23 protein-coding genes are annotated in these 25,205 nt (G+C 72.1%); 9 read left to right on the top strand and 14 right to left on the bottom strand.

Features of this window, described 5'->3' with window-relative positions; translation table 11 throughout:
* Positions 1–70: 70 nt before the first annotated feature.
* Entirely contained in the window at positions 71–2,299 is a 2,229-nt protein-coding gene (locus tag ACIO3R_RS17690; protein ID WP_385031149.1) for an acetate--CoA ligase family protein, read from the top strand.
* A 55-nt stretch (positions 2,300–2,354) separates the two neighbouring features.
* Complete coding sequence (locus ACIO3R_RS17685; RefSeq protein WP_402106533.1) at positions 2,355–3,194, top strand: enoyl-CoA hydratase/isomerase family protein; 840 nt, start codon at positions 2,355–2,357, stop codon at positions 3,192–3,194.
* Positions 3,195–3,232: 38 nt separating this feature from the next.
* On the opposite strand, the gene ACIO3R_RS17680 is transcribed toward ACIO3R_RS17685, so the two are convergent.
* Positions 3,233–3,796, bottom strand: a complete 564-nt coding sequence (locus ACIO3R_RS17680; protein WP_385031156.1) for a Uma2 family endonuclease — start codon at positions 3,794–3,796, stop codon at positions 3,233–3,235.
* A 241-nt stretch (positions 3,797–4,037) separates the two neighbouring features.
* Between ACIO3R_RS17680 and ACIO3R_RS17675 the strand changes: the two genes are divergently transcribed.
* Positions 4,038–4,670, top strand: coding sequence for a flavin reductase family protein (locus ACIO3R_RS17675; protein WP_402106531.1), 633 nt, complete (start codon positions 4,038–4,040; stop codon positions 4,668–4,670).
* A 10-nt stretch (positions 4,671–4,680) separates the two neighbouring features.
* Here ACIO3R_RS17675 and ACIO3R_RS17670 read toward each other — a convergent pair whose 3' ends face one another.
* From ACIO3R_RS17670 to ACIO3R_RS17660, 3 genes are all read right to left on the bottom strand, one after another.
* The gene (locus tag ACIO3R_RS17670; RefSeq protein WP_402106529.1) at positions 4,681–6,009 is read right to left on the bottom strand and encodes an MFS transporter; all 1,329 of its coding nucleotides are present in this window, start codon (positions 6,007–6,009) and stop codon (positions 4,681–4,683) included.
* An 83-nt stretch (positions 6,010–6,092) separates the two neighbouring features.
* Positions 6,093–6,509: a DUF2809 domain-containing protein gene (locus ACIO3R_RS17665; protein WP_402106526.1), complete on the bottom strand. Its 417-nt coding sequence runs from the start codon at positions 6,507–6,509 to the stop codon at positions 6,093–6,095.
* Between the two features lie 2 nt (positions 6,510–6,511).
* A complete protein-coding gene (locus tag ACIO3R_RS17660) occupies positions 6,512–7,789 on the bottom strand; it encodes an MFS transporter (protein WP_402106524.1) in 1,278 nt (425 codons plus the stop codon).
* Positions 7,790–7,903: 114 nt separating this feature from the next.
* On the opposite strand from ACIO3R_RS17660, the gene ACIO3R_RS17655 reads away from it, so the two are divergent.
* Complete coding sequence (locus ACIO3R_RS17655; protein ID WP_385346813.1) at positions 7,904–8,896, top strand: GlxA family transcriptional regulator; 993 nt, start codon at positions 7,904–7,906, stop codon at positions 8,894–8,896.
* 15 nt (positions 8,897–8,911) lie between these two features.
* Here the strand turns inward: ACIO3R_RS17655 and ACIO3R_RS17650 are convergent, their stop codons facing one another.
* The gene (locus tag ACIO3R_RS17650) at positions 8,912–9,961 is read right to left on the bottom strand and encodes a Zn-dependent alcohol dehydrogenase (RefSeq protein ID WP_363024215.1); all 1,050 of its coding nucleotides are present in this window, start codon (positions 9,959–9,961) and stop codon (positions 8,912–8,914) included.
* Positions 9,962–10,405: 444 nt separating this feature from the next.
* Complete coding sequence (locus tag ACIO3R_RS17645) at positions 10,406–11,332, bottom strand: SDR family oxidoreductase (RefSeq protein ID WP_385041065.1); 927 nt, start codon at positions 11,330–11,332, stop codon at positions 10,406–10,408.
* Between the two features lie 83 nt (positions 11,333–11,415).
* Between ACIO3R_RS17645 and ACIO3R_RS17640 the strand changes: the two genes are divergently transcribed.
* Entirely contained in the window at positions 11,416–12,342 is a 927-nt protein-coding gene (locus ACIO3R_RS17640) for a cyclase family protein (protein ID WP_385346811.1), read from the top strand.
* 96 nt (positions 12,343–12,438) lie between these two features.
* On the opposite strand, the gene ACIO3R_RS17635 is transcribed toward ACIO3R_RS17640, so the two are convergent.
* From ACIO3R_RS17635 to ACIO3R_RS17620, 4 genes are all read right to left on the bottom strand, one after another.
* Positions 12,439–13,005: an ATP-binding protein gene (locus ACIO3R_RS17635; RefSeq protein WP_385346809.1), complete on the bottom strand. Its 567-nt coding sequence runs from the start codon at positions 13,003–13,005 to the stop codon at positions 12,439–12,441.
* Between the two features lie 495 nt (positions 13,006–13,500).
* Positions 13,501–14,448: an acyl-CoA dehydrogenase family protein gene (locus tag ACIO3R_RS17630; protein WP_402106522.1), complete on the bottom strand. Its 948-nt coding sequence runs from the start codon at positions 14,446–14,448 to the stop codon at positions 13,501–13,503.
* Between the two features lie 7 nt (positions 14,449–14,455).
* Positions 14,456–15,613, bottom strand: coding sequence for an acyl-CoA dehydrogenase (locus ACIO3R_RS17625; protein WP_385346805.1), 1,158 nt, complete (start codon positions 15,611–15,613; stop codon positions 14,456–14,458).
* Between the two features lie 7 nt (positions 15,614–15,620).
* The gene (locus tag ACIO3R_RS17620; protein WP_385041079.1) at positions 15,621–16,814 is read right to left on the bottom strand and encodes an amidohydrolase family protein; all 1,194 of its coding nucleotides are present in this window, start codon (positions 16,812–16,814) and stop codon (positions 15,621–15,623) included.
* Positions 16,815–16,958: 144 nt separating this feature from the next.
* Between ACIO3R_RS17620 and ACIO3R_RS17615 the strand changes: the two genes are divergently transcribed.
* The gene (locus ACIO3R_RS17615) at positions 16,959–18,500 is read left to right on the top strand and encodes a class I adenylate-forming enzyme family protein (RefSeq protein ID WP_402106518.1); all 1,542 of its coding nucleotides are present in this window, start codon (positions 16,959–16,961) and stop codon (positions 18,498–18,500) included.
* 521 nt (positions 18,501–19,021) lie between these two features.
* Here the strand turns inward: ACIO3R_RS17615 and ACIO3R_RS17610 are convergent.
* Both ACIO3R_RS17610 and ACIO3R_RS17605 read right to left on the bottom strand, forming a co-directional pair.
* The gene (locus tag ACIO3R_RS17610; protein ID WP_385346801.1) at positions 19,022–19,543 is read right to left on the bottom strand and encodes an EF-hand domain-containing protein; all 522 of its coding nucleotides are present in this window, start codon (positions 19,541–19,543) and stop codon (positions 19,022–19,024) included.
* A gap of 73 nt (positions 19,544–19,616) precedes the next feature.
* Positions 19,617–19,985, bottom strand: a complete 369-nt coding sequence (locus tag ACIO3R_RS17605) for an STAS domain-containing protein (protein WP_363024469.1) — start codon at positions 19,983–19,985, stop codon at positions 19,617–19,619.
* A gap of 387 nt (positions 19,986–20,372) precedes the next feature.
* Here ACIO3R_RS17605 and ACIO3R_RS17600 point away from each other — a divergent pair, with 387 nt between their 5' ends.
* Both ACIO3R_RS17600 and ACIO3R_RS17595 read left to right on the top strand, forming a co-directional pair.
* Positions 20,373–20,966, top strand: coding sequence for an RNA polymerase sigma factor (locus tag ACIO3R_RS17600; protein WP_385029425.1), 594 nt, complete (start codon positions 20,373–20,375; stop codon positions 20,964–20,966).
* Positions 20,963–22,306, top strand: a complete 1,344-nt coding sequence (locus tag ACIO3R_RS17595) for a zf-HC2 domain-containing protein (protein WP_385029422.1) — start codon at positions 20,963–20,965, stop codon at positions 22,304–22,306. The genes ACIO3R_RS17600 and ACIO3R_RS17595 overlap by 4 nt, the downstream gene beginning before the upstream one ends.
* 25 nt (positions 22,307–22,331) lie before the next feature.
* On the opposite strand, the gene purU is transcribed toward ACIO3R_RS17595, so the two are convergent.
* Positions 22,332–23,234, bottom strand: coding sequence for a formyltetrahydrofolate deformylase (gene purU / locus ACIO3R_RS17590; protein ID WP_385029419.1), 903 nt, complete (start codon positions 23,232–23,234; stop codon positions 22,332–22,334).
* Positions 23,235–23,262: 28 nt separating this feature from the next.
* Positions 23,263–23,709, bottom strand: a complete 447-nt coding sequence (locus ACIO3R_RS17585) for a hypothetical protein (protein WP_024494606.1) — start codon at positions 23,707–23,709, stop codon at positions 23,263–23,265.
* A 174-nt stretch (positions 23,710–23,883) separates the two neighbouring features.
* Here ACIO3R_RS17585 and ACIO3R_RS17580 point away from each other — a divergent pair, with 174 nt between their 5' ends.
* On the top strand, positions 23,884–25,164 hold the full coding sequence (locus ACIO3R_RS17580; RefSeq protein ID WP_385029416.1) for an ABC transporter substrate-binding protein: 1,281 nt from the start codon (positions 23,884–23,886) through the stop codon (positions 25,162–25,164).
* The last annotated feature ends 41 nt before the right edge of the window (positions 25,165–25,205 follow it).

The raw sequence follows: 25,205 nt of genomic DNA, 5'->3' as shown, positions 1-25,205 counted from the left end.
GAGCGTCAGCTTATGACGCCGGCCGGGCGGCACGAGCGCCGGGGAACTTCGAGCAGGAGTGGGCGGAACGATGCTTGGATCGACTCACGGCACCCTCACCACCGACTTCCGCGCCAGGGTGGTGGCCTGTGGCGAGGAGCCGCACGCCGCCGTCCACAGCATGACGGCCGCCGCCGCGGAAGGCGATCTCGACGTCAGCGGCCGTCCGCTGCACGCGGCCGTACCGGACCTGGACCGGTTCTTCCGGCCGGAGTCCGTGGCCGTCATCGGCGCCTCCGACACCGACGGCCGGCCCAATACCGGGATCACCCGGCAGCTGATCGCCTGGGCCGAGCGGGTCGGGGCGCGGCTGTATCCGGTGCACCCCACGCGGGAGTCCGTCTTCGGGCGGGCCTGCTCTCCTTCCGTGGCCGATCTGCCGGAGCAGGTGGACCTGGCGGTGCTGCTGGTCGGCGACCCGCTCCCGGTGATCGAGGAACTCGCGCACGCCAAGGTGAAGTTCGCCGTCGCCTTCGCCTCCGGTTTCGCGGAGACCGGGGCGAAGGGCGCCGCCGCACAGGCCCGGCTGGCCGCCGCGGTGGAGCGGTCGGGGCTGCGGCTGCTCGGACCGAACACCAACCTCAACGCCTTCGAGGAGTTCCGGGACGACCTGGACGGGCCGGCGATCGCGCTGATCACCCAGTCCGGCCACCAGGGGCGCCCCGTCTACACCCTCCAGGAGCTGGGCGTGCGGCTCTCGCACTGGGCGCCCACGGGCAACGAGGCGGATCTGGAGACCGCCGACTTCATCGCGTACTTCTCCCAGCGCCCCGAGGTCGGGGCCATCGCCTGCTACGTGGAGGGGCTCAAGGACGGGCGCTCCTTCCTGCTCGCCGCCGACCGGGCGGCACGGGCCGGGGTCCCGGTGGTGGCGGTCAAGGTCGGACGGACGGAGACGGGGGCCAGGATGGCCGCGTCACACACCGGCAAGCTGACCGGCGCCGACCAGGTCGTCGACGCGGCGATGCGGCAGTTCGGCGTGATCCGGGTGGACGGCCTCGACGAACTCCAGGACACCGCGGCCCTCCTGGCACGGGCGCGCAAGCCGCTGGCCGACGGGGTCGTGGTCTATTCGATCTCGGGCGGCACGGGCGCGCACTTCTCGGACCTGGCGACCGCGGCGGGCCTGGACATCCCCGTCCTGTCCGAGGAGAAGCAGGCCGAGCTGCACACCTGGATACCCGGCTACCTGAACGTGGCGAACCCGGTCGACAACGGCGGGCACCCGGTCGGTGACTGGCGCGGCCGGAAGATCATCGACGCGATTCTCGCGGACCCCGCCGTCGGGGTGCTGATCTGTCCGATCACCGGCCCCTTCCCGCCGATGAGCGACAAACTCGCGCAGGACCTGGTGGACGCGGCGGAGGCCACGGACAAGCTGGTGTGCGTGGTGTGGGGCTCGCCCGTCGGCACCGAGGACGCCTACCGCACGACGCTGCTCGGCTCCTCCCGCGTCGCCACCTTCCGCACGTTCGGCAACTGCATCACCGCGGTGAAGGCCTATCTGGACCACCACCGGTTCGCCGCCTCCTACCGCTCCCCCTTCGACGAGGCGCCGCGCACGCCGTCGCCCTCCTTCCGCAAGGCGCAGGCACTGATGCGTCCGGGCCACCAGCTGAGCGAGCACGCGGCGAAGCAGCTGCTGCGGGCATACGGAATCCGGGTGCCCCGCGAGCAGTTGGTGACCAGCGCCGCGGCGGCCGTCCGGGCGGCGGGACTGGTCGGCTACCCCGTCGTCATGAAGGCCTCCGGCGCACGGCTGGCCCACAAGACCGAACTGGGCCTGGTCAAGGTCGGCCTCACCTCCGCCAGCCAGGTGCGGGACGCCTACCGCGAACTGACCGACATCGCACGCTACGAGGACATCGAGCTGGACGGCATCCTGGTCTGCCAGATGGTCGAGCGCGGCGTCGAGATGATGGTCGGCGTCACGCAGGATGCCCTGTTCGGCCCGACCGTGACCGTCGGGCTCGGCGGCGTACTGGTCGAGGTGCTGCACGACGCGGCGGTGCGGGTCCCGCCGTTCGGCGAGGACCAGGCGCGGGCGATGCTCGGCGAGCTGCGCGGCCGGGCCCTGCTGGAAGGGGTGCGCGGCGGACCGCCGGTGGACGTGGACGCGCTCGTCGAAGTGGTGCTGCGGGTACAGCGGATGGCGCTGGAACTGGGCGACGACCTCTGCGAACTGGACATCAACCCGCTCATGGTGCTGGGGCGCGGACAGGGCGCGGTGGCGCTGGACGCCCTCGCCGTCTGCCGCTGACCGGCCCCGCCGCCGCACCCGCCATCGGGCCCACCACCTGCTCAGGAGCTGCCTCATGCCGTCCTCCCCCGAAGACACCACCGACCACCACGACCCGTCCGGATCGCCTGAATCATTGATACTCCACACCACTGACAACGGCGTCTCGTGGATCACCCTCAACCGCCCGGAGGCGATGAACGCCGTCACCTGGGACCAGCGCGAACGCGTCATCGCGCTGCTCGCGGAGGCCTCCGCCGACCCCGGGGTCCGGGCCGTCGTCCTGACCGCCACCGGCCGCGGCTTCTGCGCCGGAGCCGATCTGCGGGGCGCACGGGCGACCGGTGACCGGGTGCCGGGCGACGTCGCCCGCACGATCCGGCTCGGCGCGCAGCGTCTGATCGCCGCGGTCCTGGACTGCGAGAAGCCCGTCATCGCGGCCGTCAACGGCACCGCGGCCGGCATCGGGGCCCATCTCGCGTTCGCCTGCGACCTGGTGCTGGCCGCCGAATCGGCGAAGTTCATCGAGGTGTTCGTGCGCCGCGGCCTCGTACCGGACGGCGGTGGCGCGTACCTGCTGCCCCGGCTGATCGGGCCGCAGCGCGCCAAGGAGCTGATGTTCTTCGGCGACTCGCTCCCGGCGAGGGACGCGGAGCGCCTGGGGCTCGTCAACCGGACCGTTCCGGACGAGGAGCTGGCGGCGACGGCGCGGGCGTGGGCCCAGCGGCTGGCGGAGGGACCCACCCGTTCGATCGCCCTCACCAAGCAGTTGGTCAACGCCTCGCTGGACTCCGACCGGGCCACGGCGTTCGCCGCCGAGGCCATGGCGCAGGAGATCAACATGACGACGCGGGACGCCAACGAGGGCGTGGCGAGCTTCGTGGAGCGGCGGGCACCGAAGTACCGGGGGATCTAGGGCCTGTACTGGGTGGTGCTGGGCTCGCTGGGCCTGGTTCACGCGGGTGACAGCCCGCTGGTGTCCAGGTCCAGGCCGAACGGGTCCGGAAGGCGCAGAACCGCGCCGAACGGGTGCGGACCGTCCACCCGGGTGTAGCCCAGGTGACCCGGCTCGGAGAACAGGGTCACGCTGCCCTCGATCCGGTCGACGAGGAGGTACAGCGGCGCTCGGTACTCCGCGTACCGGCGGCGCTTCACGACCCGGTCGGTTTCCGCGTTCGACTCCGACGTGACCTCCACGACCAGGAGCGTCTGGTCGGGGAGCAGAGCGCCGCCCCCTTGGGCGAGTGCCTCGGGGACCACCGCGATGTCGGGGACGTACCAGTTGGAGGACCCGGGCAGGTCCAGGTTCCCGGAGCCTTCGACGCACCCCAGCCCGTCGACGCGTTCCTCGATCTGCCGGCGAACCACTCGGGCGGCGCGTTCGTGGTCCCAGGCCGGTGCCCCGTGCTCGATGATCCCCTCGATGATCTGCACACGGTCCCCGCGGATCCGCTGCACGGCGAACTTCAGGGCACGCTCGGAGTCAATGTCCTGGCCGTAGCCGGGCGCACTGGTCATCTCACGCCTCCTCCCGCTCCACCGGATCCGGCAACTCAGCGTATCCATCGAGGAACCAGGTGTCGTCGTGACGCCGGGCGCCGAAGTGCCGGAGATCCGGCCTTCCGCAGTGCCGGGCCGCCCTCCGGCCGTGTACGGCCGCGCGTACGGCCGGCCCCGGACGAGGTGGGGAGCCGATCCCGCACCCCTTCCCATCTGACATGCCGTCAGGTCTAATCGAGGGGTGATGGGACACGCAGGAATGGCCGCGACCGCAGTCCGCTACCTCAGGTCCGTCGGCGCCGCGACGGCCGCCGCTCCGGTGCCGGTCGATCCGCTGCCGCGCCCGTCCCTGCGAGCCGTCGCGGACGACGAGCGGCTGCCCGTCGATCCGGGCGAGTTCCGGCGGGTGCTCGGGCACTTCGCGAGCGGGGTCACCATCGTCACCGCGCACGATCCGAGCGCCACCGACGGCGCAGCCGGTCCGGCCGGCTTCGCCTGCCAGTCGTTCGCCTCGCTCTCGCTGGACCCGCCGCTGGTCACGTTCATGGTCGCCCGTACGTCGACGACCTGGCCGCGCATCGCCCGCGCCGGGGCCTTCTGCGTCAACATCCTGGGGGCGGAACAGGGCGCGCTGTGCCGGTCCTTCGCGGTCAGCGGGGCCGACAAGTTCGCCGGGGTGACCCACTCCCCCGCACCCGCGACGGGTTCGCCGCTGCTGGACAACGTGCCCGCCTGGGTCGACTGCCGCATCCAGGCCGTCCACACCGGCGGCGACCACCTGATCGTGGTCGGGCGGGTGGAGGCGCTGGGGGCGGCGGACGGGAACGGGGACGGGGACGGGGACGGTCCGCTGCTGTTCCACCAGGGGGCGTTCGGCCGCTTCAGCCGCTGAGCGGCCCCGGTCACAGGACGACGGAGTCCGACGGCTGCCGGACCCGCTGGATCACCAGCGCCATCAGCGCCGCCACCGCGCACAGCGCCCCGGACGCGTACCAGACCACGTCGTACGAGCCGAACCGGTCCCGCGCCACGCCGCCGAGGAACGCCACCACCGCCGCACCCACCTGGTGGGAGGCCAGGACCCAGCCGAAGACGATCGCGCTGTCCTCGCCGTACTGCTCCCGGCACAGGGCCAGGGTCGGCGGGACCGTGGCGACCCAGTCCAGGCCGTAGAACACGATGAAGAAGACCATCGGCGGATGCACGGTCGGCGCCATCAGCATCGGCAGGAACAGCAGCGAGATCCCGCGCAGGGCGTAGTAGACGGCCAGCAGCCGCCGGGCGTCGAAGCGGTCGGTGAGCCAGCCCGAGAAGACCGTGCCGATGATGTCGAAGATCCCGATGACCGCGAGGAGTGACGCCGCGGCGGTGATGGGCATGCCGTGGTCGTGCGCCGAGGGCACGAAGTGCGTACGGATCAGGCCGTTGGTCGAGGCGCCGCAGATCGCGAAGGTGCCGGCCAGCAGCCAGAACGGTCCCGTGCGGGCGGCGTCGAACAGCACCCGTACGGTCCGGCTCGCCGCGCCCCGCGCGGGTGCGGGCTTCTCCACGTACTCCCCGCCGTACGGGGCCAGGCCCACGTCCGCCGGGTGGTCGCGCATCAGGAGCCAGACGAACGGGACGACGACCAGGGCCGCGAGGGCGACGGTCACCGAGGCCGGGCGCCAGCCGTGCGCGTCGATGATCCAGGCGCAGAGCGGCAGGAACACCAGCTGACCGGAGGCGCCCGCCGCGGTGAGGATGCCGGTGACCAGGCCGCGCCGGGCGACGAACCAGCGGTGGGTGACCGTCGCGGAGAAGGCCATCGCCATCGAGCCGCTGCCGAGGCCGACGAGCACACCCCAATAGACCATCAGCTGCCAGGCCGCCGTCATCCAGACACTGGCCAGCGCCCCGGCGGCGACCGCGCCGAGCGCGACGACCACGACCCGGCGGATACCGAACCGGTCCATCAGCGCCGCGGCGAACGGCGCGGTGAGCCCGTACAGCGCCATGTCGATGGAGACCGCGAGACCGATCTCCCCGCGCGACCAGTCGAACTCCGTGTGGAGCGGGTCGATGAGCAGCCCGGGAAGGGAGTTGAAGGCCGCGCCGCCGATGATGGTCACGAAGGTGACGGCGGCGACGATCCACGCCCGGTGGATACGCGGCCGGCGCCGCACCTCGGGGGAGATCCGCCGGCGGGCATCCCGGGCGGCACTTTCGGTTGTCTGGGTCACGTCAGTCAGCATCCCGTCACCGCGGCCCCCTCACGAGTGGCCGGAGGGACACTGTTCGCAGGAATCGGGCCACGCGGGGAGCCGGGCTCAGGTGGTCATCGGGACGCGGACGTCCGGGGACCGGGGGCGCGGGAAGCCGGCGCCGCGGTGTGCACGCCCCAGGCCGCCGCCGCGCCCACCGCGTACCAGAGCAGATCGGGCGCGTTGAACGTCGAGCCCAGGACCAGCCGCGCCACCGCGCTGTGCCGGGACAGTTCCGCGGGCACCCCGGTCAGCTGGCTCAGCTCGACCGCCCAGCTGAGCACCAGCCCCGTACCGGCCACGGTGAGCGGCCGGGCACGGGGCGCGCACAGCGCGACGAGGGCGCAGATCAGCACCGTGTAGAGCGCGTCCCCGGCGTACTTGGCGAGAGCGCCGTCCGCGACGGTACGGACGCCGAGCCCGGCCGCGACCGTCACCACGGCCGCCCCCGCCGCCAAGAACCGGGTCCGGTACGCACGTCGTCCGCGCACCGTCACCTGATCCGCTCCAGCCGGCGGATCGGCCGGGCCGCCAGCAGCACGCCCACCGCCAGAATGTTGATGACCGCTCCGGCCAGCAGCACCTGCGGTGCGCCCACCCGGTCGGCGACCGGCCCCGCGAGCGCCCGGCCCGCCGCCAGCATCAGCAGCGATCCGGCCACGTCGTACGCGTGCAGCCGGTTCAGGGCCTCCGGCGGCACCTGTGTCTGAACGGTCGTCGACCACATCACCAGCCAGAACGCGAACGCCGAGCCCGCGATGAACTGACCGACCCCCAGCGCGAACACGGGCATCCCGAGCCCCAGCGCCAAAAGGTTCACGCACACCCCGGTCAGCGCCACGGCCCCCGCCGCCAGCGGACGGCGCGGCCGCAGCCGCAGGGCGAGCAGGCCGCCGACGACGCTGCCCGCGCCGTTCACCGCCATCATCGCGCCGTACGCCCCCGAGCCGTGCGCCTCGGTGACCTCGACGGCGGTCAGCGGGAGCATCGGGCCGAGCACGCTGAACCCGTACACCGTCCAGATCGCGATCACGCCCCAGAGCCAGCTGCGCGCCCGGAACTCGTGCCAGCCGTCGACCAGCTCGGCGACGAACGTGCCGCGCTTCGCGTCGTCCGACGGGGCCGGGGCCAGCCGCAGCAGGAAGAGGCAGATGCCGGAGACCAGGAACGTCGAGGCGTTCGCCGCGTAGACCGCGCCGGCGCTGGCCAGCCCGACGAGCACACCGGCGAACGCCGGGCCCGCCATGGTCATCAGCGCCTCGGACACGCGGAGCACCGCGTTGGCGCGCTGTACGTCGGAGGACACCCGGGGCACGGTCGAGGCGACCCCCGGCTGGAAGAGCGCCGCCCCCACGCCGGCCACCGCGCTCAGCGAGTACACCGCCCACAGCGGCGGGTTGCCGACCGCGAAGGAGACCGCGAGCGCGGAGGCGCCGATCAGCCGCAGCGCGTCGGCGATGATCATCATCCGGCGCGGGGTGAACCGGTCCGCCAGCACGCCGCCGAAGAGGACGAACAGCGCCAGCGGTCCCATCCAGGCCGCCAGCGCGTACCCCACGGAGGAGTGCGGGCGCCCGGCCCCCAGCAGCCCCGCGGTGAGGGCCACCGGGATCATCCCGTCGCCGAAGAGCGCCGCGGTACGGGCGACGAAGAAGAGCCGGAAGTTGCGGTTCCAGAGCCGGTCGGGCCCGACGGGCAAGGGCGGCAGGGGCGACTCGGGCGGCAGGGACGAGAGCCCGGCCAACGGCACCAAGGGGGGCGAATCACGCAAAGCGCTCTCACTGTCCGCGGCGGGAATGCATGCGTGGTCTGCTGACTTTTCCTTCACACCGATGACATGTATCAGCTTATGGTCTATACCAGCTAGTGGTGAAGGGAGTCCGCCGTGCCACACCGAGTCGTCGTCCTCGCCCTCGATGGGCTGATCCCCTTCGAACTGGGCATCCCCCAAAGGATATTCGGCCGTTCCTTCGGAATGGAGCCGTTCAACCTGGGCCACAAACTCTACGAAGTCGTCACGTGTTCGATCCGCCCGCCCGGCCGGGTCCACACCGACGCGGACTTCACGATCACGGTCGAGCACGGCCCGGAGGCCCTCGCCACCGCCGACACGGTGGTGATCCCCGCCAGCTACGAACTCGGCCCCGTCCACACCGAGGGCCGGCTCACCGAGGAACTCGCCGCCGCGCTCGCGTACATCAGGCCCGGCACCCGGATGGTCTCCATCTGCACCGGCGGCTACGTGCTCGCCGCCGCCGGATACCTCGACGGCCGCCCCGCCACCACGCACTGGTCGTCCGCCGACCACTTCCAGAAGCTGTTCCCGGCGGTCCGGGTCGACCCCGACGTCCTGTTCATCGACGACGGGGACGTCCTGACGTCCGCCGGGGTCGCCGCCGGGATCGACCTCTGCCTGCACATCGTGCGCCGGGACCACGGCACCACCGTCGCCAACGACGTCGCCCGGCGCATCGTCGTACCGCCGCACCGCGACGGCGGCCAGGCGCAGTACATCAAGCGCCCGGTCCCCGATGCCCAGATCGCCGGCACGACCACCGCACGGGCCTGGGCGCTCGGGCGGCTGGAACGGCCGATCCTGCTGCGCGACATGGCGCAGCAGGAGTCGATGAGCGTGCGGACTTTCACCCGGCGGTTCCGCGAGGAGGTCGGGATCAGCCCCGTGCAGTGGCTGACCCAGCAGCGGGTGGAACGGGCCCGTCAGCTGCTGGAGTCCACCGACCTGTCGATCGACCAGGTCGCCCGCGACGCCGGCTTCGGCACGCCCACCTCGCTGCGGCAGCATCTCCAGGCGGCGCTGGGGGTGTCGCCGACGATGTACCGCCGGACGTTCCGGTCGACGGTGGGAGACCGCTGCTGAGCGGCCTCCCCGCCCTCAGAACACCAGTACCCCCCGGGCCACCCGCCCGTGGTGCGCGTCGTCCGCCGCCTTGGCGAAGTCCTCCACCGGGTAGGTCTCGGTGACGAGTTCGTCCAGCAGCAGCCGGCCCTCCCGGTACAGGTCCGCGTACAGGGCGATGTCGCGCTGCGGGCGCGAGGAGCCGTAGCGGCAGCCCAGGATCGACTTGTCCAGGTACATCGACGAGACGAGGAACGACGCCTCGGCCGTCGCCGCCGGCACACCCAGCAGGATCGCCTGGCCGTGCCGGTCCAGCAGGTCGATCGCGGTACGGATCAGCTCGGTGCGGCCCACGCACTCGAAGGCGTGGTCGGCGCCGTGCGGCAGGATCTCCTTGACGCCGTCGGCCGAGGTCAGGAAGTGGGTGGCGCCGAACTGCCGGGCCACCGCCTCCTTCTCCGGGTTGGAGTCGACCGCGACGATCGTCAGCGCACCGGCGATCCGCGCGCCCTGGATCACGTTGAGCCCGATGCCACCGGTGCCGATCACGACGACGCTCTCGCCGCGGTCGACCCTGGCCCGGTTCAGTACGGCTCCGACTCCCGTCAGCACCCCGCAGCCGATCAGGGCCGCCGAGGTGAGGGGCAGGTCCGCGGGGATCTTCACCGCCTGCACGGCCTTGACCAGGGTCCGTTCGGCGAACGCCGAGTTGGACGCGAACTGGTACAGCGGCTTCCCGCCCCGCGAGAACGGCTGCCCCGGCATCCCGATCGCCTTGCGGCACATCGTCGGCCGGCCCCGGTCGCACTGCGCGCAGGCCCCGCAGCTGGCCAGCGTGGACAGCGACACGTGGTCACCGGGCGCCACATGGCTCACGCCCGCGCCGACCGCCTCCACCACGCCCGCGCCCTCGTGCCCGAGCACCACCGGCAGCGGGAACGGAATCGTCCCGTCGATCACCGACAGATCACTGTGGCAGAGGCCTGCCGCGGCCACCGCGACCAGCACCTCGCCGGGACCCGGATCACGTATCTCCAGATCATCGACGACCTCGGTCCGCTTGCCGTCGAAGACGACACCTCTCATCTCGGCTCCCTCGGTAGGCCGAGCACGCGCTCGGCGATGATGTAGCGCTGCGTTGTGCGGGGAGCGGGTTCCGCCTCCGGCCCCGCCCGGGGTTCGGTGCCCACACCCGGCCCCGCCCGGGGTTCGGGGCCCCACACCCGGCCCCGTCCGGAGTTCGGGCCCCATATCCAGCCCCGCCCGGGGTTCGGGGCCCATATCCAGCCCCGCCCGGGGTTCGGGGCCCATATCCAGCCCCGCCCGGGGTTCGGGGCCCACACCCGGCCCCGTCCGGGGTTCGGGGCCCATATCCAGCCCGTCCGGCGATTGAGGACCGGGGTCCGGGGCAGCGCCCCGGCAACGCACCCGCGCCCGGCAACCGGGGGCTCCGCCCCCGAACCCCCGCTCCTCAATCGCCGGAGGGGCTGAGTGCGGCCCCCCAACACGGCTTCCGGGCCCGGGGCCCGGTCAGGCGTTCGGGCGGGCCCCCGCTGCCGCGGCCCGCGCCGCCTCCGCCATCGCCTCCAACTGCGCCAGCATCGGCATCGGGTCCGTTCCCACCGTCCCCGGCAGGAAGTCCGCGATGCGTTCCGGGGTCCAGGCCGCCCCCTCCGCGTACCCCGCGCGCAGTTCCCTCGGCTGGGCCCAGACCGCGATCTTCGGGCCCGCGATCGTGTACACCTGCCCGGTGATCTTCTCCGCGCGGGCCCGCTCGGAGAGCAGGTAGACGACGAGCGCCGCCACGTCCTCCGGCTCGCCGATCTCCTTGAGTTCCATGGGGACGTTGGCGGACATCCGGGTACGCGCCACCGGCGCGACCGCGTTCGCCGTGACGCCGTACTTGTTGAGGCCCAGCGCCGCGCTGCGGACCAGCGAGATGATCCCGCCCTTCGCCGCGCTGTAGTTCGCCTGCGCCACGCTCCCCTGGTGGTTGCCGCTGGTGAAGCCGATCAGCGTGCCCGCGCCCTCCTGCTTGCGCATCACCGCGGACGCGGCCCGGAAGACGGTGAACGTGCCCTTGAGGTGGGTGGCGATCACGGGATCCCACTCCTCCTCGGACATGTTGAACAGCATCCGTTCGCGCAGGATGCCGGCCACGCACACCACCCCGTCGAGGCGCCCGAACCGCGCCAGCGCGGTGTCCACGACCCGCTGCCCGCCGGCCATGGTGGAGATGTCGTCCGCCACCGCGACCGCCTCGCCGCCCGCCGCCACGATCTCCTTGACGACGGACTCGGCTATCTCACTGGCGGGTTCGCCGCCCTCGATGGAGACGCCGTAGTCGTTGACCACGACTCTCGCCCCCTCGGCCGCCGCGGCGAGCGCGACGGCCCGCCCGATGCCACGCCCGGCACCCGTGACGGCCACCACTTTGCCTGCCAAGAAGTTCCCCATGCCCGGCCCCTTCCCGCGGTTTCTGACGGACCGTTAGATTCTATGGGTCATCAGGTCCACCGGCACAAGCCCCAGGAGGCTCCATGTCCCTGCCGGACGAGTTCCACGACATCGCCAAGCGCGTGAACAACTGGGGCCGCTGGGGCGCGGACGACGAGATCGGGACGCTCAACCTCATCACCGACGAGGTCGTACGGGAGGCGGCGGCCACCGTCCGTACCGGGCTGCGGATCCCGCTCGCGCTCCCGCTCCAGCAGGACGGCGTGCAGAGCGGGCTGATCCAGGGGCGGATCAATCCGCTGCACACCATGGTCCAGATCAACCAGGAGCTGTTCGGCCCCGGCACCGTCGCCACCAGCGACGACAGCGCGGTCCTGAGCCTCCAGACCGCCACCCACTGGGACGCCCTCACCCATGTCTCGCACTCGGGGAAGATCTACAACGGCCGCCCGGCCGACACCATCACCGCGCACGGCGGCGCGCGGTTCAGCGGCATCGACAAGGCCACGCACATCGTCTCGCGCGGGGTGCTGCTCGACGTGGCCCGCGCCCACGGGGTGGACCGGCTGCCCGGCGGCCACGCCGTCACCCCCGAGGACCTGGACGCGGCCGAGGAGCTGGCCGGGGTCCGGGTGCGGGCCGGCGACATCGTGCTCGTACGGACCGGGCAGGTGCAGGTCTATCTGGCCGGGGACAAGAACGGGTACGGCTACCCGTCACCGGGTCTGTCGATCCGGACGCCCGAGTGGTTCCGCGCCCGGGACGTGGCCGCGGTCGCCAATGACACGCTGACCTTCGAGATCTTCCCGCCGGAGATCGAGGACCTGTGGCTGGGGGTGCACGCCCTGGATCTGGTCGAGATGGGGATGCTCCAGGGCCAGAACTGGAATCTGGAGGCGTTGTCCACGGCCTGCGCGGAGTCGGGCCGCTACGGCTTCCTGCTCTCCGCCATGCCGGAGCCCTTCGTCGGCGCCACCGGCACACCGGTCGCCCCGGTCGCGGTCCTCTGAGGAGCCGGGCCGGCGCGGGGCCGGACCAACGCGGTGCCGGGCCGGGCCGGTGCGGGGCCGGGCCCCGCACCGACGGAATCGGCGCTCCTGACGGACCTACGCGCGATGGGTGACCGCGTGCGACGCCTCGTGCGCGGCGCCCACCTCGCGCGCGACGGCGTCACAGCCGCCGGTGTCGCACTGCACGGGGCTCTGCACGGGGCCCTGCGCGCCCGCGCCCTGGGCGCAGGACTGCATCTGCACCTGGATCAGCGGGATGCCCCGGTCCACCTCGCACCAGATGCGCTTGCCGGCGCCCTCCGGCTGCCAGCCCCAGCGGTCGGCCAGGCCGTCGACCAGCTCCAGGCCCCGGCCGCCGGTGTCCTCGCCCTCCGCGTGCCGCTGCTGCGGCGGGCGGCAACTGGTGTCGGCCACCTCGACCCGTACGGTCCCGGCGCTGCCCGGCGCTCCCGTCGAGCCGAACAGCATGCGCAGCACGGCCGGACAGCCGGTGTGCACGACCGCGTTGGTGACCAGCTCCGAGATCAGCAGGATGAGCGTCTCCGCCAGTGGCTCGTCGTCCCGTATCCCGGACCCGACCAGCCGCGAACGCGCCCATCTGCGGGCTCGCCCGACCTCTGCGGGGTCGGCCCCGACCTCCAGCTGAACCTGAAGCACCTGCACCGCTCACACCATCCGAACCGGCGGACACATCGCCTCGCGCCTCCTCAGGGTCACGGAACGTGATTCCCCTACGAGACAGCATGGTTGACGTACAGTCACCGCAACAAGCGCTTCGGGCATATTCCAGCGCGAAGGAGTACGCATAGTGCATACTGTGCGACGCACGTTGCGGAGAGTCGAACAGAGGCGTCCGGAGACCATGAGAACCCCGGGAATCGCTTCCCCGGCAGGCCCGGCCCCTCCGTGTGGTCCACGAGCAGGGCACCTCTCGCGGACCGGAGCAGCCGTACAGGCCACATCCGGATCGCCAGGTTCCAGAACCACTCGCATCCAACGGAGCGTACCCGAGCCCGGCGCCGACTCCACCCCGTGACGAATCACGCAAAGGACACAAGCCGGTATCGGTGCGTACCGACTGCACTGCGTCACTCCGCAGCGTGAACCTCAGGGGTTCGTAGCGTCCCGCGCACGCACCGGCCGCCCGCTCACTCCGGTTCAGGCCAGATCGGCGGCCAGAGCCTCCTCCGCGTCCGCCGCCGTCAGCCACTGGCCGGACCGCAGCCAGGCCCGTTTGAGGTGCAGATGGACGTCCGCCTCCCAGGTGAAGCCCATACCGCCGTGCACCTGGAGGCAGTCGCGGGCGTTGCCGACGGCGGCCTCGTCGGCGAGCAGTTTGGCCCCGGCGATCTCCACCGGGTCGGCCGTCACGGCGGCCGCGTAGACGGCGGTACGGGCCGTCTCGGCGCGCACCAGCATTCCGGCGCACAGATGCTTGACCGCCTGGAAGGACCCGATCGGCGCTCCGAACTGTTCACGTTCACCGGCGTGTTGAACCGCCGACTCCAGGCTCCGGGCGGCGCTGCCGAGCTGTTCGGCGGCGGTCAGCAGGGCGCCCTCGCGGCGCAGCCGCGCCCCGTCCGGCAGCGGTTCGCCGTCGTGCGCGGCCAGGTCGGGCACCCGCCACAGGGGGGTGCCGGGGTCCAGCGACCGTACGGGGCGGGCCTCCCGTACGACCTGCCGGAACACCCCGCCGGTCAGCACCCGTGCCCGGTCCCCGTCCAGGACCAGCAGCGCGTCGGCGTCGGCGAGGTGGCCCACCGGCCGCCCGGCCTCCGCCAGCGCCACCACGGCCTCGCCCTCGGCCGCCCCCTTCACCGCGCCCGCGGCCAGCTGGGTGGCGGCCAGCGGGCCCGGCAGCAGGGCCCGCCCGATCTCATCGAACATCAGTACGGATTCGGGGAGACCGAGCCCGACACCGCCCGCCGTCCCCGGCAGCCGCAGCGCGAAGAGACCGGCCGCGCCGAGCTCCCGCCACAGCTCACGGCCGACACCCCCGCCGCCGTCGAGCGCGGTCCGCATCCGCTCCCGGCCGAACCGGCCGGCGAGCAGTTCCCGTATCCCCGTCCGCAGGGCCCGCTGGTCCTCCGAGAGCCGGAAGTCCACTGTCCGCTCACCGCCCCTTCGGCAGGCCGAGAATCCGCTCGGCGACGATGTTCCGCTGGATCTGCGAGGTACCGGCCGCGATCGTGTACGAGAGCGAGGAGAGCCGGTCCAGTACCCATTCCCGGTCCAGGTCGAGGGCGTCGCCCGCGCCGAGCACCTCGGCCGCCGCCTCGTACAGCTCCTGGCGGGCGTGCGAGTAGCGCAGCTTGAAGACCGAGCCGCCGGTGCCGGGCACGCCGCCGGTGCTCTGCGCCTCGCTGACGTTCCACTGGGTGAGCCGCCACAGCGCCCGGAACTCGGCGTTCAGCCTGCCCAGCCTCCGGCGGAGCACCGCGTCGTCCCACCGCCCGCTGCGCCGCGCCTCTGCCGCCAGGGCGTCCAGGGTGCGGCGGCAGGCGACGACCTCGCCGACGAAGGCCGTGCCGCGCTCGAAGGAGAGCGTGACCATCGTGACCCGCCAGCCGTCGTTCTCCTCGCCGACGCGGTGCGAGACGGGCACCCGCACCTCGTCGAGGAACATCTCGGCGAACTCCGTCGATCCGGCGAGTGTGCGCAGCGGCCGGACGGTGACACCGGGGGCGTCCATCCGCATCGCCAGCCAGCTGATGCCCCGGTGCCTGGGTGCCGCCGGGTCCGTCCGCACGAGCAGCTCGCACCAGTCCGCGACCTCCGCGTGCGAGGTCCAGATCTTCTGCCCGCTGACCACGTAGTCGTCGCCGTCGCGCACCGCACGGGTCCGCAGCGAGGCCAGGTCGGAGCCCGCGTCCGGTTCACTGAAGCCCTGGCACCAGATCTCGTCGCCGCGCAGCACCGGCGGCAGCCAGCGGGCCCGCTGGGCGGGGGTGCCCTCGGCGGCGACGGTGGGCCCGGCGTGCAGCAGCCCGACGAAGTTCGCCCCGACGTAGGGCGCACCGGCCCGCTCCGTCTCCTCCAGGAAGATCAGGTGCTGGGTCGGGGTGGCGCCCCGGCCGCCCGCGTCGGCGGGCCAGTGCAGGCCCGCGTAGCCGGCGTCGTGCAGCAGCCGCTGCCAGCCGGTGTCGTACGCACGCCGTCCCGGCCAGTCGCCGGGGTCGGGTTTCCCCGGCAGCCCGGGGAGCACCGAGGCCAGCCACTCCCGCAGCCGGGCCCGGAACTCCTCCTCCTCATCCGTGTACGAGAGGTCCACCGCGCGCCTACTTGTCGAGGTCCAGGCCGAGCATCCGGATCGCGTTCCCGCGCATCAGTTTGTAGACGGTCTCGTCGTCCAGTCCCTTGACGTGGTCGAGGGCGACCTCCTTGGTGTGCGGGAAGGTCGAGTCGACGTGCGGGTAGTCGGTCTCGAAGGTGGCGTTGTCCCGGCCGACGACGTCGAGCGAGGCGACGCCGTGCTTGTCGCGGAAGAAGCAGCAGAACATCTGCCGGTAGTAGTACGACGACGGCGGCTCGGGGATCAGATCGCGCACCCCGCCCCAGGCCCGGTGCTCCTCCCAGACGTCGTCGGCGCGCTCCAGGGCGTACGGGATCCAGCCCATCTGGCCCTCGCTGTAGGCGAGCTTGAGCGTCGGGAACTTCACCAGCACGCCGCTGAACAGGAAGTCCATCATCGAGGCCATGGCGTTGTTGAAGGAGAGCGAGGCCTGCACGGCGGGCGGGGCGTCGGGGGACGCGGCGGGCATCTGCGAACTGGACCCGATGTGCATGTTCACGACCGTGCCGGTCTCCTGGCAGACCGCGAAGAACGGGTCCCAGTAACCGGTGTGGATGGACGGCAGCCCCAGATAGGTCGGGATCTCCGAGAAGGTCACCGCCCGCACCCCGCGCGCCGCGTTCCGCCTGATCTCCGCGACCGCCAGGTCGATGTCCCAGAGCGGGATGATGCAGAGCGGGATCAGCCGGCCACCGCTGTCACCGCACCACTCCTCCACCATCCAGTCGTTGTAGGCGCGGACGCACGCGAGCGCGACCTCCTTGTCGTGCGCCTCCGCGAAGGTCTGCCCGCAGAACCGCGGGAAGGTGGGGAAGCAGAGGCTCGCCTCCACGTGGTTGAGGTCCATGTCCTTCAGCCGCTCTGCCGGGTCCCAGCAGCCGCGCCGCATCTCCGCCCGGGTGATCCCCTCCAGCGTCATGTCGTCGCGGTCGAACCCCACGGCGGCGATGTTCCGCTTGTACGGGAACTTGAGGTCCTCGTAGATCCACCAGTCGGTGGGCGGGCCGTCGGGATCCATCGTGATGACGTACTTGCCGCCGGTGTAGGCCAGCTCGCCGATGCCCGCGGTCAGCGGCTGCGGGCCGCGCTCCCGGTACTTGGCCGGCAGCCAGGTCGAGAACAGGTGCGGCGGCTCGATCACATGGTCGTCGACGCTGACGATCCGAGGCAGTTCCGTCATGGTGTCCCCTTCGGCGCACGCTTTTCTGATGACCCGTCAGATTTACTTCGCCCTCAGGCTAGCCCCGCACCCCTGGACCGACAAGGCACAGCGCTCTACGCTCTCCGCACGATCTGACTACCCGTCAGCTGTGAGGGGTTCGCCGTGAACGAGACCGCACATGCCCTGGGATCATCGGGCACCTTCTGGGAGCTCATCGAACGCCGGGCCGCCCTGACGCCCGACCTGCCCTTCCTGATCCAGGACGACCGCACGCTCACCTTCGGCGAGCTGAGGGACCGCGGCGAGCGGGTGGCCGCCGGGCTGTACGCCATGGGGATACGCCCCGGCACCGTCGTCGCCTGGCAGCTGCCGACCCGGCTGGAGACGGCGCTGCTGTCCTTCGCGCTGGCCCGGATCGGGGCGGTGCAGACGCCCCTCATCCCCTTCTACCGCGACCGCGAGGTCGGCTTCGCGCTGCGCGAGTCGAAGGCCGGTTTCCTCGCCGTGCCCGGCACCTGGCGCGGCTTCGACCACACCGCGATGGCCGGCCGCCTGTCAGCGGACCTCGACCGCCCGCCGCAGGTCTTCGAGGCGTACGAGTCCCTCCCGGACGGCGATCCGGCGCTCCTGCCCCCGCCGCCCGCGGAGGGCACGTCGGTGCGCTGGATCTACTGGACCTCGGGCACCACCTCCGACCCGAAGGGCGTCCTGCACACCGACCGCAGCCTGATCGCGGCCGGCTCCTGCCTGGCCCACGCGCTGCGCCTGACGGCGGCCGACATCGGCTCGATGGCCTTCCCGTTCGCCCATGTCGCCGGCCCTGACTACTCGGTCATGCTGCTGCTGTACGGCTTCCCGGCGGTGCTGTTCGAGCACTTCGCGATGCCGGACGCGCTGTCGGGCTACCGGCGTCACGGGGTGACGGTCGCGGGCGGCTCCACCGCGTTCTACTCGATGTTCCTGACGGAACAGCGCAAGGACCCGTCCCGCCCGCTGGTCCCCACGCTCCGCCTGCTGGCGGGCGGAGGTGCCCCGAAGCCCCCGGAGATCTACCACGCGGTGGTCCGCGAGATGGGAATCCAGCTCACCCACGGGTACGGCATGACCGAGGTCCCCATGATCACGATGGGCGCCCCGGACGACACCGTGGAGCACCTCGCGGAGACGGAGGGACGGCCGCCCGAGGGCATGGAGATCCGGATCACCGACGAGGACGGCAAGCCGCTGCCGTACGACACGGACGGCGAGGTACGGCTGCGGGGCGAGGCGGTCTGCAAGGGCTACCTGGCCTCCCCCAGCCCCTTCGACGCCGAGGGCTTCCTGCGCACGGGCGATGTCGGCCACGTCGGGCCGAGCGGGCACCTGGTGCTCACGGGTCGGCTGAAGGACATCATCATCCGCAAGGGCGAGAACATCTCGGCGAAGGAGGTGGAGGACCTCCTCGCCCGCCACCCCGGCGTGGGCGACGCGGCGGTGATAGGCCTCCCGGACGAGGAACGCGGCGAACGCGTCTGCGCGGTGATCGAACAGCCGCCGGACGCCGCCGCGCTCACCCTCCCCGAGCTGACGGCCTACCTGCGCGGCGAGGGCCTGTCCGTCCACAAGCTCCCGGAACAACTGGAGGTGGTGGACGCCCTCCCCCGCAACGAGACGCTGCGGAAGGTACTGAAGTACCGGCTGCGGGAGCGGTTCACGACGCGGTGACGGGTGCGGGGGTCCTTGGTGCGGGGTTCCTTGGTGCGGGGTTCCGTCCTCAATCGCCGGACGGGCTTGGGTGCGGGTGCCCCGCGGGGGCGCTCTACCCGGTGGGTGGGGGGTGGTGCCCCTCCGGGGCGTCTCCTCAGAAATGGCGTGTTCACCCCGGTCCGAGGGGGGCCCGGGTCGTACGCCATTTCCTGCGGGGACTCCCCTGCACGTCCCCACCCCTTGCATCACTCGCGTCTGCACACCGGCGAAACTGCTGCCGCAGACGCGGGACGGCCGGGTTCGGGGCCGTGCAGGGGAGTCCCCGCAGGACGACGAACACAGACCCGGGTCCGTCCGCGTACCCGCCGCACGTTCGTCGTTCGAGGAGACGCCCCGGAGGGGCACCGAACCCCCACCCACCGGGAAAGCGCACCCCTGCGGGGGCACCCGCACAAACCAGCCCGTCCGGCGATTGAGGACAAAAACCCGCGCCCCGGAGCAGCGCACACCGAGGACCCGCGCGCCCGCCCGGCCGAGGGCTACGCGTCGGGCTCGATCACCGTGAAGTACGCGGCGAACGCCGCCACCGCGTCCGCCTCCGCGACCCGCCCGTCCCGGTCCGCGTCCAGGCTCTGCGCGGCGAACGCCGCCGCGTCCGGGCTCGCGCCCAGCACGCGCAGCGCCCGCTCCACGGCGGGCACCGCGGCCGGAAGGCCGCTGTCCTGGGCGGCCACGGCGAGCGCCGCGCGCAGGAAGGGGCGGGCGATCTCCGCGAACCGCTCGGGGCTGTCCCGGAGCCGTTTCACCGCACCGCCGACGAACTCCGCGCGGTTGACGCGCTGGTCCCCGTCCACGTCCGCGATGCCCGCCATGCCCTGCCAGAACGCCTCGGCCCCGCTGTAGAGCGCCTGGCCCTTGTCGCAGCGGGCCGCCGTGCCGAACTCGGCGAGCAGACGGGCCGCTGCGGCGTTGAAGTCCGCGCGATCGATGTACCCGTTGCCGTCCTGGTCGAAGGCGGCGAAGCGGAATGCGATCTTGCGCTCATACTCTGCGCTGTCCATGCGGGGAGCGTACGACGCCCACGGCGTTCACGTGTCACTTAGCGGTTTCAGTACCGCGACAGGTGATTCGAATTCAGGCCGAGAGCGGCTGGGCCGCGTCGTCGACGGCCGAGTCCCAGTCGGGGTACACCTCGAACAGCCGGCGCACGCCGAGCGCCGCGAGCACCCGGTTGACGTGGGACCCGTCCTCCGCGCCCCGGGCGGGCAGGATGAGCCGCAGCCGGCCGCCGCAGGAGCGCATCAGACGGCGGGAGGCGATCAGCACGCCGACGCCGCTGGAGTCGCAGAAGAAGACCTCGGAGAGGTCGAGCACGACATCGTGGCGGCCGACGGCGACCGCGTCGTGGACGGACTGGCGGACCGCCGGTGAGGTCACCAGATCCAGCTCACCGCGAATGTGGAGCACGGTCCATCCGCCCTGCTCGCTCTCGGCGACGCTCAGTGGCTTCCGGGAACGCTCATGGGCCGGCCGGACGGCGTGCGCGGCGGCAGCCGTGGGGTGGTTTCCAGGAGGGGATGGCTTTGTCACGCGACTGGGCCTCTCGTTCCGGGGATTCCGGGGAATTCGCGATCCGGAAGTTTGCGTTCCTCCTCGCGGCTGCCCCGGGGCACCCTCCATGAAACACCGCCTCCCCCCGGAAGGCACAGAAGGGTTTCAGGCAGAAATGATCACTTCAGGTCTGGTTCCGGCACGGTGGGGGCCGCATTCCCTATCATCCAGGGCGCCCGCGCGGACGTACTTGTCACAAAGAGCGTGCCTTGTCAGTACCGCCGACTACATTCGGTGTGACGAGGCGTACACGGAGACGGGCACAGGGCTGGGGGTCTCATGGCCAATAACGCACCACCCCGCTGGGACCGCATGATGCAGCAGCGGCTGGCACGCGGAGAGGCGGCCGCCCTCGGGGAGCTCTACGACCGGTTCGCCTCGCTCGTGCACAGCCAGGCCCACCGGATGCTCGACGACGAGAGCGCCGCGGACGTGGTGACCCGGGAGGTCTTCGGGTACGTGTGGGAGAACCCCGGCGACTACGACCCCAAGCAGGGCTCGATGCGGTCCTGGGTGGCCCGGCTCACCCACCGCCAGTCCGTGCGGCGGCTGCGCAGCACCGCCGCCGAGACGTACGAGGACGCGGAGGACGGCGGGGACCGCGCCGATCCTGCCGATCTGGAGGAACGGGTGCACCGGGCCACGGCCGCCGCCCGCGCCGACTACATCGTCGCGTCCATGCCCGCACCACTGCGGGCCGCGCTGGAGCTCGCGTACATACAGCGGCGGGACTACCGGCAGACGGCGGCCGACCTCGGCGTCACCGAGGACGAGGCCCGGCGCCGGCTGCGGCTCGGGCTCCAGTTACTGTCCACCGCCCACACCCGGCCGCTGGAGGGTTCCTCACCGCCCGGATACGGGCGGCGGCTGTGACCGACGACGCGGAAGGGCTCGACGGCGACGGCCGCGAGTGGAACGGTCAGGACGACGAGGTGCGGGGCGCCCGTCGCATACCGGGCCCTCGGGCAGCCGCGGACGACTTCGACTTGGGGCACGCAACGCCACCGCCATCGCCACCACCCGCGTCCCAGCCGGAATCCGTACCGCCGCAGCCGCAAGCGGGCCCGCCGGGTCCGCCGTCCCTGGTGCTCCCGCACCGTGTGCTGAAAGCCCTCCTCGGTGCGTGGGCGCTGGCCGCCTGCTCCGCGGAGGAGACCGAGGCCGTCGAGGCGCACCTCACGGAGTGCGCCCCCTGCGCGGACGAGGCGCTGCGGCTGCGTGACGCGGTCGGGCTGCTGCACACCGACGCCAGCCTGGACCTCGATCCGCTGCTCCGGTCGCGGGTCCTGGAGAACTGCCTGAGCCGGCGGCCGGCCAAGATCCCGGTGCCCGGCTGGGTGGCCCCGTACGACGCGGAAACCGCCCGACTCGATGCGCTGCTGCGTGACATCGGCGCCTCGGAGTGGCATGCCCCGGTGCGGCTGAAGTGGTTCGAGGGCGAGCGCGCGGCCAACCGCAAGACGACGGTCGCCGGGGTCATCGGCCACCTGATGACCGTCGACGGCCTGGTCAGTACCGCCCTCGGCCTCGACGACCCGCTCGCCGACAGCGTTCCCGGCATTCCGCGCCGTGGCCCGGGGCCGGTGCTCGCGCCCACCGCGCGGACCGAGAGTTACTGGTCGGCCGCCCGGCGGCCGCCGACCCGCGCGGTCCGCGAGCCGTGGCGGGACCAGAGCCACACCCTCATCCGTACCGTGTCCTTCGCGGGCCGCGGCGTCTCGGGCCTCTCCGTCTCCTACGGCGATTTCGCGCTGCCGTTGCAGGACGCCCTGCTGGACCGGGCCTTCGAGTGCTGGATGCACGGCGGTGACATCGCGGAGGCGGTGGACTATCCGTACGAGGCGCCCTCCGCGGCCCATCTCCACCGGATGATCGACCTGGCCGCCCGGATGCTGCCCGCCGCCCTGGCGGAGCGGCGGCGGTCGGGGCTCGCCGGTCCGGCCCGCCATCTGGTGACGGCCGGTTCCCCGGGCCGCTCGCTCCATCTGGAGGTCGAGGGCCTGGGCGGTGGCGACTGGTACATCGCACTGGACTCACCGGCCGCGATCGGCTCCCCGGACCACGCGGTGGCGCAGGTCGCGCTGGACGGCACCGAGTTCTGCCAGTTGGTGGCGGGTCATGTGCTGCCCGTGGAGGCGGCGGCCGGCCAGCGCGGGGACCGCGAGGCGATCCAGGACGTGCTGCTCGCGGCGGCCTCGCTCAGCAGGCTGTGAGACCGGGCCGTCCGAGCGGCCCGGTCTACGGGAAGACGACGGTGCGGCGGCCGTTCAGCAGGATGCGCCGCTCGGCGTGCCACTTCACCGCGCGCGCCAGCGCCTGGCACTCGACATCGCGCCCGACGGCGACCAGTTGGTCCGGCGTCACACCGTGGCCCACCCGCTCCACCTCCTGCTCGATGATCGGCCCCTCGTCGAGGTCGGCCGTCACGTAGTGCGCCGTCGCACCGATCAGCTTCACGCCGCGGGCGTGCGCCTGGTGGTACGGCTTGGCGCCCTTGAAGCTCGGCAGGAACGAGTGGTGGATGTTGATGATCCGGCCGCTCAACTGCTTGCACAGATCGTCCGAGAGGACCTGCATGTAGCGGGCCAGGACGACCAGCTCCACGTCCTCCTCGCGGACCAGCTCCAGCAGCCGCGCCTCCGCGTCCGCCTTGTTGTCCCTGGTCACCGGGATGTGCCGGAAGGGCACGCCGTACGAGGCGACGAGCTCGGCGAAGTCCGTGTGGTTGGAGACGACCGCGGCGATCTCGACGGGCAGCGCCCCGCTCCGGGAGCGGAACAGCAGGTCGTTCAGGCAGTGGCCGAACTTGCTGACCATCAGCACGATCCGCATCCGGTCGGAGGACCGGTGGATCTGCCAGTCCATCCGGAAGGAGTCACCGATCGCGGCGAAGCTCGCCCGCAGCTTCTCCGCCGTCACCGGGTTGTCCGCCGAGAAGTGGACGCGCATGAAGAACAGACCCGTGTCGTGGTCCCCGAACTGCTGACTGTCCTCGATATTGCAGCCGGTCATGAAGAGATAGCTCGACACGGCGTGCACGATGCCCTTTTTGTCCGGGCAGGAGAGCGTGAGGACATACTGCTCGGACGCGGCGTCCGGGGCAGCGGAGACAACGGAATCGGCGGGCTGCGGCGCGGTCATCCCCGTAGGGTGCCACACCGCCCGGATCTCAGGCCGTTCTGGTCATGATGCGGAGCACGTCCAGCGAGCGCGGGGGCACATCGGGGTCCTCGCCGTCGTTCGAGGCGAGCAGCACATGGGCCTCGCGGGCGGCCCGGACGGCCTCCGGCCAGCCGTGGTGCTCCAGATAGGCGGACACCGGGGCGTCCGCGCCGACCTGGTGCATGATGCGCAGCACCCGCAGCACGGCGACGTCGACGAGGGCGGCCTCGCCGGAGTCCCGGAAGACCGTGCCGACGTACTTCTCGGCGGACCAGTTGTCGAGCCAGGTGTCCTCGACCAGGCGGTACACGGCGTCGGTGACGTCGCCGTATCCCTCCCGGCCGGCCAGCCAGCACTCGTGATGGAAGACGGGGTCGGAGAGCATGTGCAGCGCCGAGCGCACGTTGCTGCGCCAGCGCCACCACGGAATGTCGTTGAGCGGCATGCCGCCCATGGTGGAGGAGCGACGGCCGCGACGGGAAGTGTTCTCGGAACCTTGCTGCACAGCTGTCGATCGTACGTTCCCTTTCCGGCCTCCCGTGCGGCCCCCTGCAATTCACCCGGATGTCACCGAGCGTTGAACGCGCCACACTGCGGCGTTACCCGGGGGCGGGGATCGTCTGTGCGCATGACCGGACGGCAACGCCCCCTCGCTTCCCGCCCTTCGAGGCTGCTCATCGGCGCAGTGGCGGCCGGGGGCCTGCTGACGTCCGGCTGCGGTGCGCTCCCTGGGGCCTCGGGGGACTCCAGGGAGCCCGTCACCGTCGTCACCTGGGCGCCCAGCGGCGCCTCCGGCCCGGACGCGGCCAACAGGGCGGGAATGACCGCGATGGCGCAGACGTACGCCCGCTGGGTCAACGGCGGCGGCGGGCTCGACGGGCACAGGCTGCGCGTGGTCACCTGCGACGAGGAGGACACCTCGGCCGGCGCGGGGAACTGCGCCCGGCGGGCCGTCGAGGAGAAGGCCGTCGCGGTCGTCGGCTCGTACAGCCGCCACGGGCGGTCGTTCATGGCGCCGCTGGAGGTGGCCGGGATTCCGTACATCGGCGGGTACGGCGCCTCCGAGGAGGAGTTCCGCAGCTATATGTCCTACCCCGTGACCGGCGGCCAGTCCGCGCTGCTGGCGGGCAACGCCAAGCAGCTGGCCCGCAGGTGCGACCGGGTCTCGCTGGTGCGGCCGGACACGCTGGGCGGCGACGGGCAGTCCTGGCTCCTGAACACCGGTCTCACCGAGGCGCGGCGGCCCGCGCCGGTCGACATCCGGGCGGCGGAGACGGCCACTTCCTACGACGCCGCGGCCGGCCGGGCGCTGGACGCGGCGGGCACGGCCGGAGGGTGTGTGACGGCCGTGCTCGGCGACCGCACGGAGACCTTCTTCGACTCCTTCCGGCGGCTGGAGCCGCCGGACGCGGCGGTCAGGATCTCCTCGGTGCTCGGCAGCGTGGGCCAGCCGCTCATCGACCGCACCGGTGGCCGCGACAGCCCGTTCGAGGGCGCGTACGTCACCGGCTGGTACCCGGACTCGGGCGACGCGCGCTGGAACCGGATGCGGCAGGTGATCCGCGAGCACGCCTTCGGCGACAACCGGATCGACCCGGACGACACGGGCGTGCAGACCACCTGGATCGCCTACACCGCCCTGAAGTCGATCGTCGAGTCCCTGCACGAGCCGGGGATCACCGCCTGGAAGGTCACCAAGGCCCTCAACAAGGGAATCCGGGTCGACACCGGGGGCCTCACCCCCGAACTCCGCTGGCGCTACGAGGACATGCTCGGCTCGGACTCGTACCCGCGCATCGTGAACAGCAAGGTGACGTTCCAGATCGTGCGCGACGGCAAGCTGGTCGCCGACAAGAAGGGCTTCGTGGACGTGACGAAGACCCTGTCGGACGCGAGCGCGACCGGCTGAGAGGGGGTGGGCGGACCCGGCCCGCCCCCTCTCACCGCCGT

This window comes from Streptomyces sp. NPDC087428, from assembly GCF_044744085.1.
GTDB lineage: Bacteria > Actinomycetota > Actinomycetes > Streptomycetales > Streptomycetaceae > Streptomyces.
Note: the sequence above shows the minus strand (reverse complement) of the source record. Positions and strands in the feature narration are given on the sequence as shown.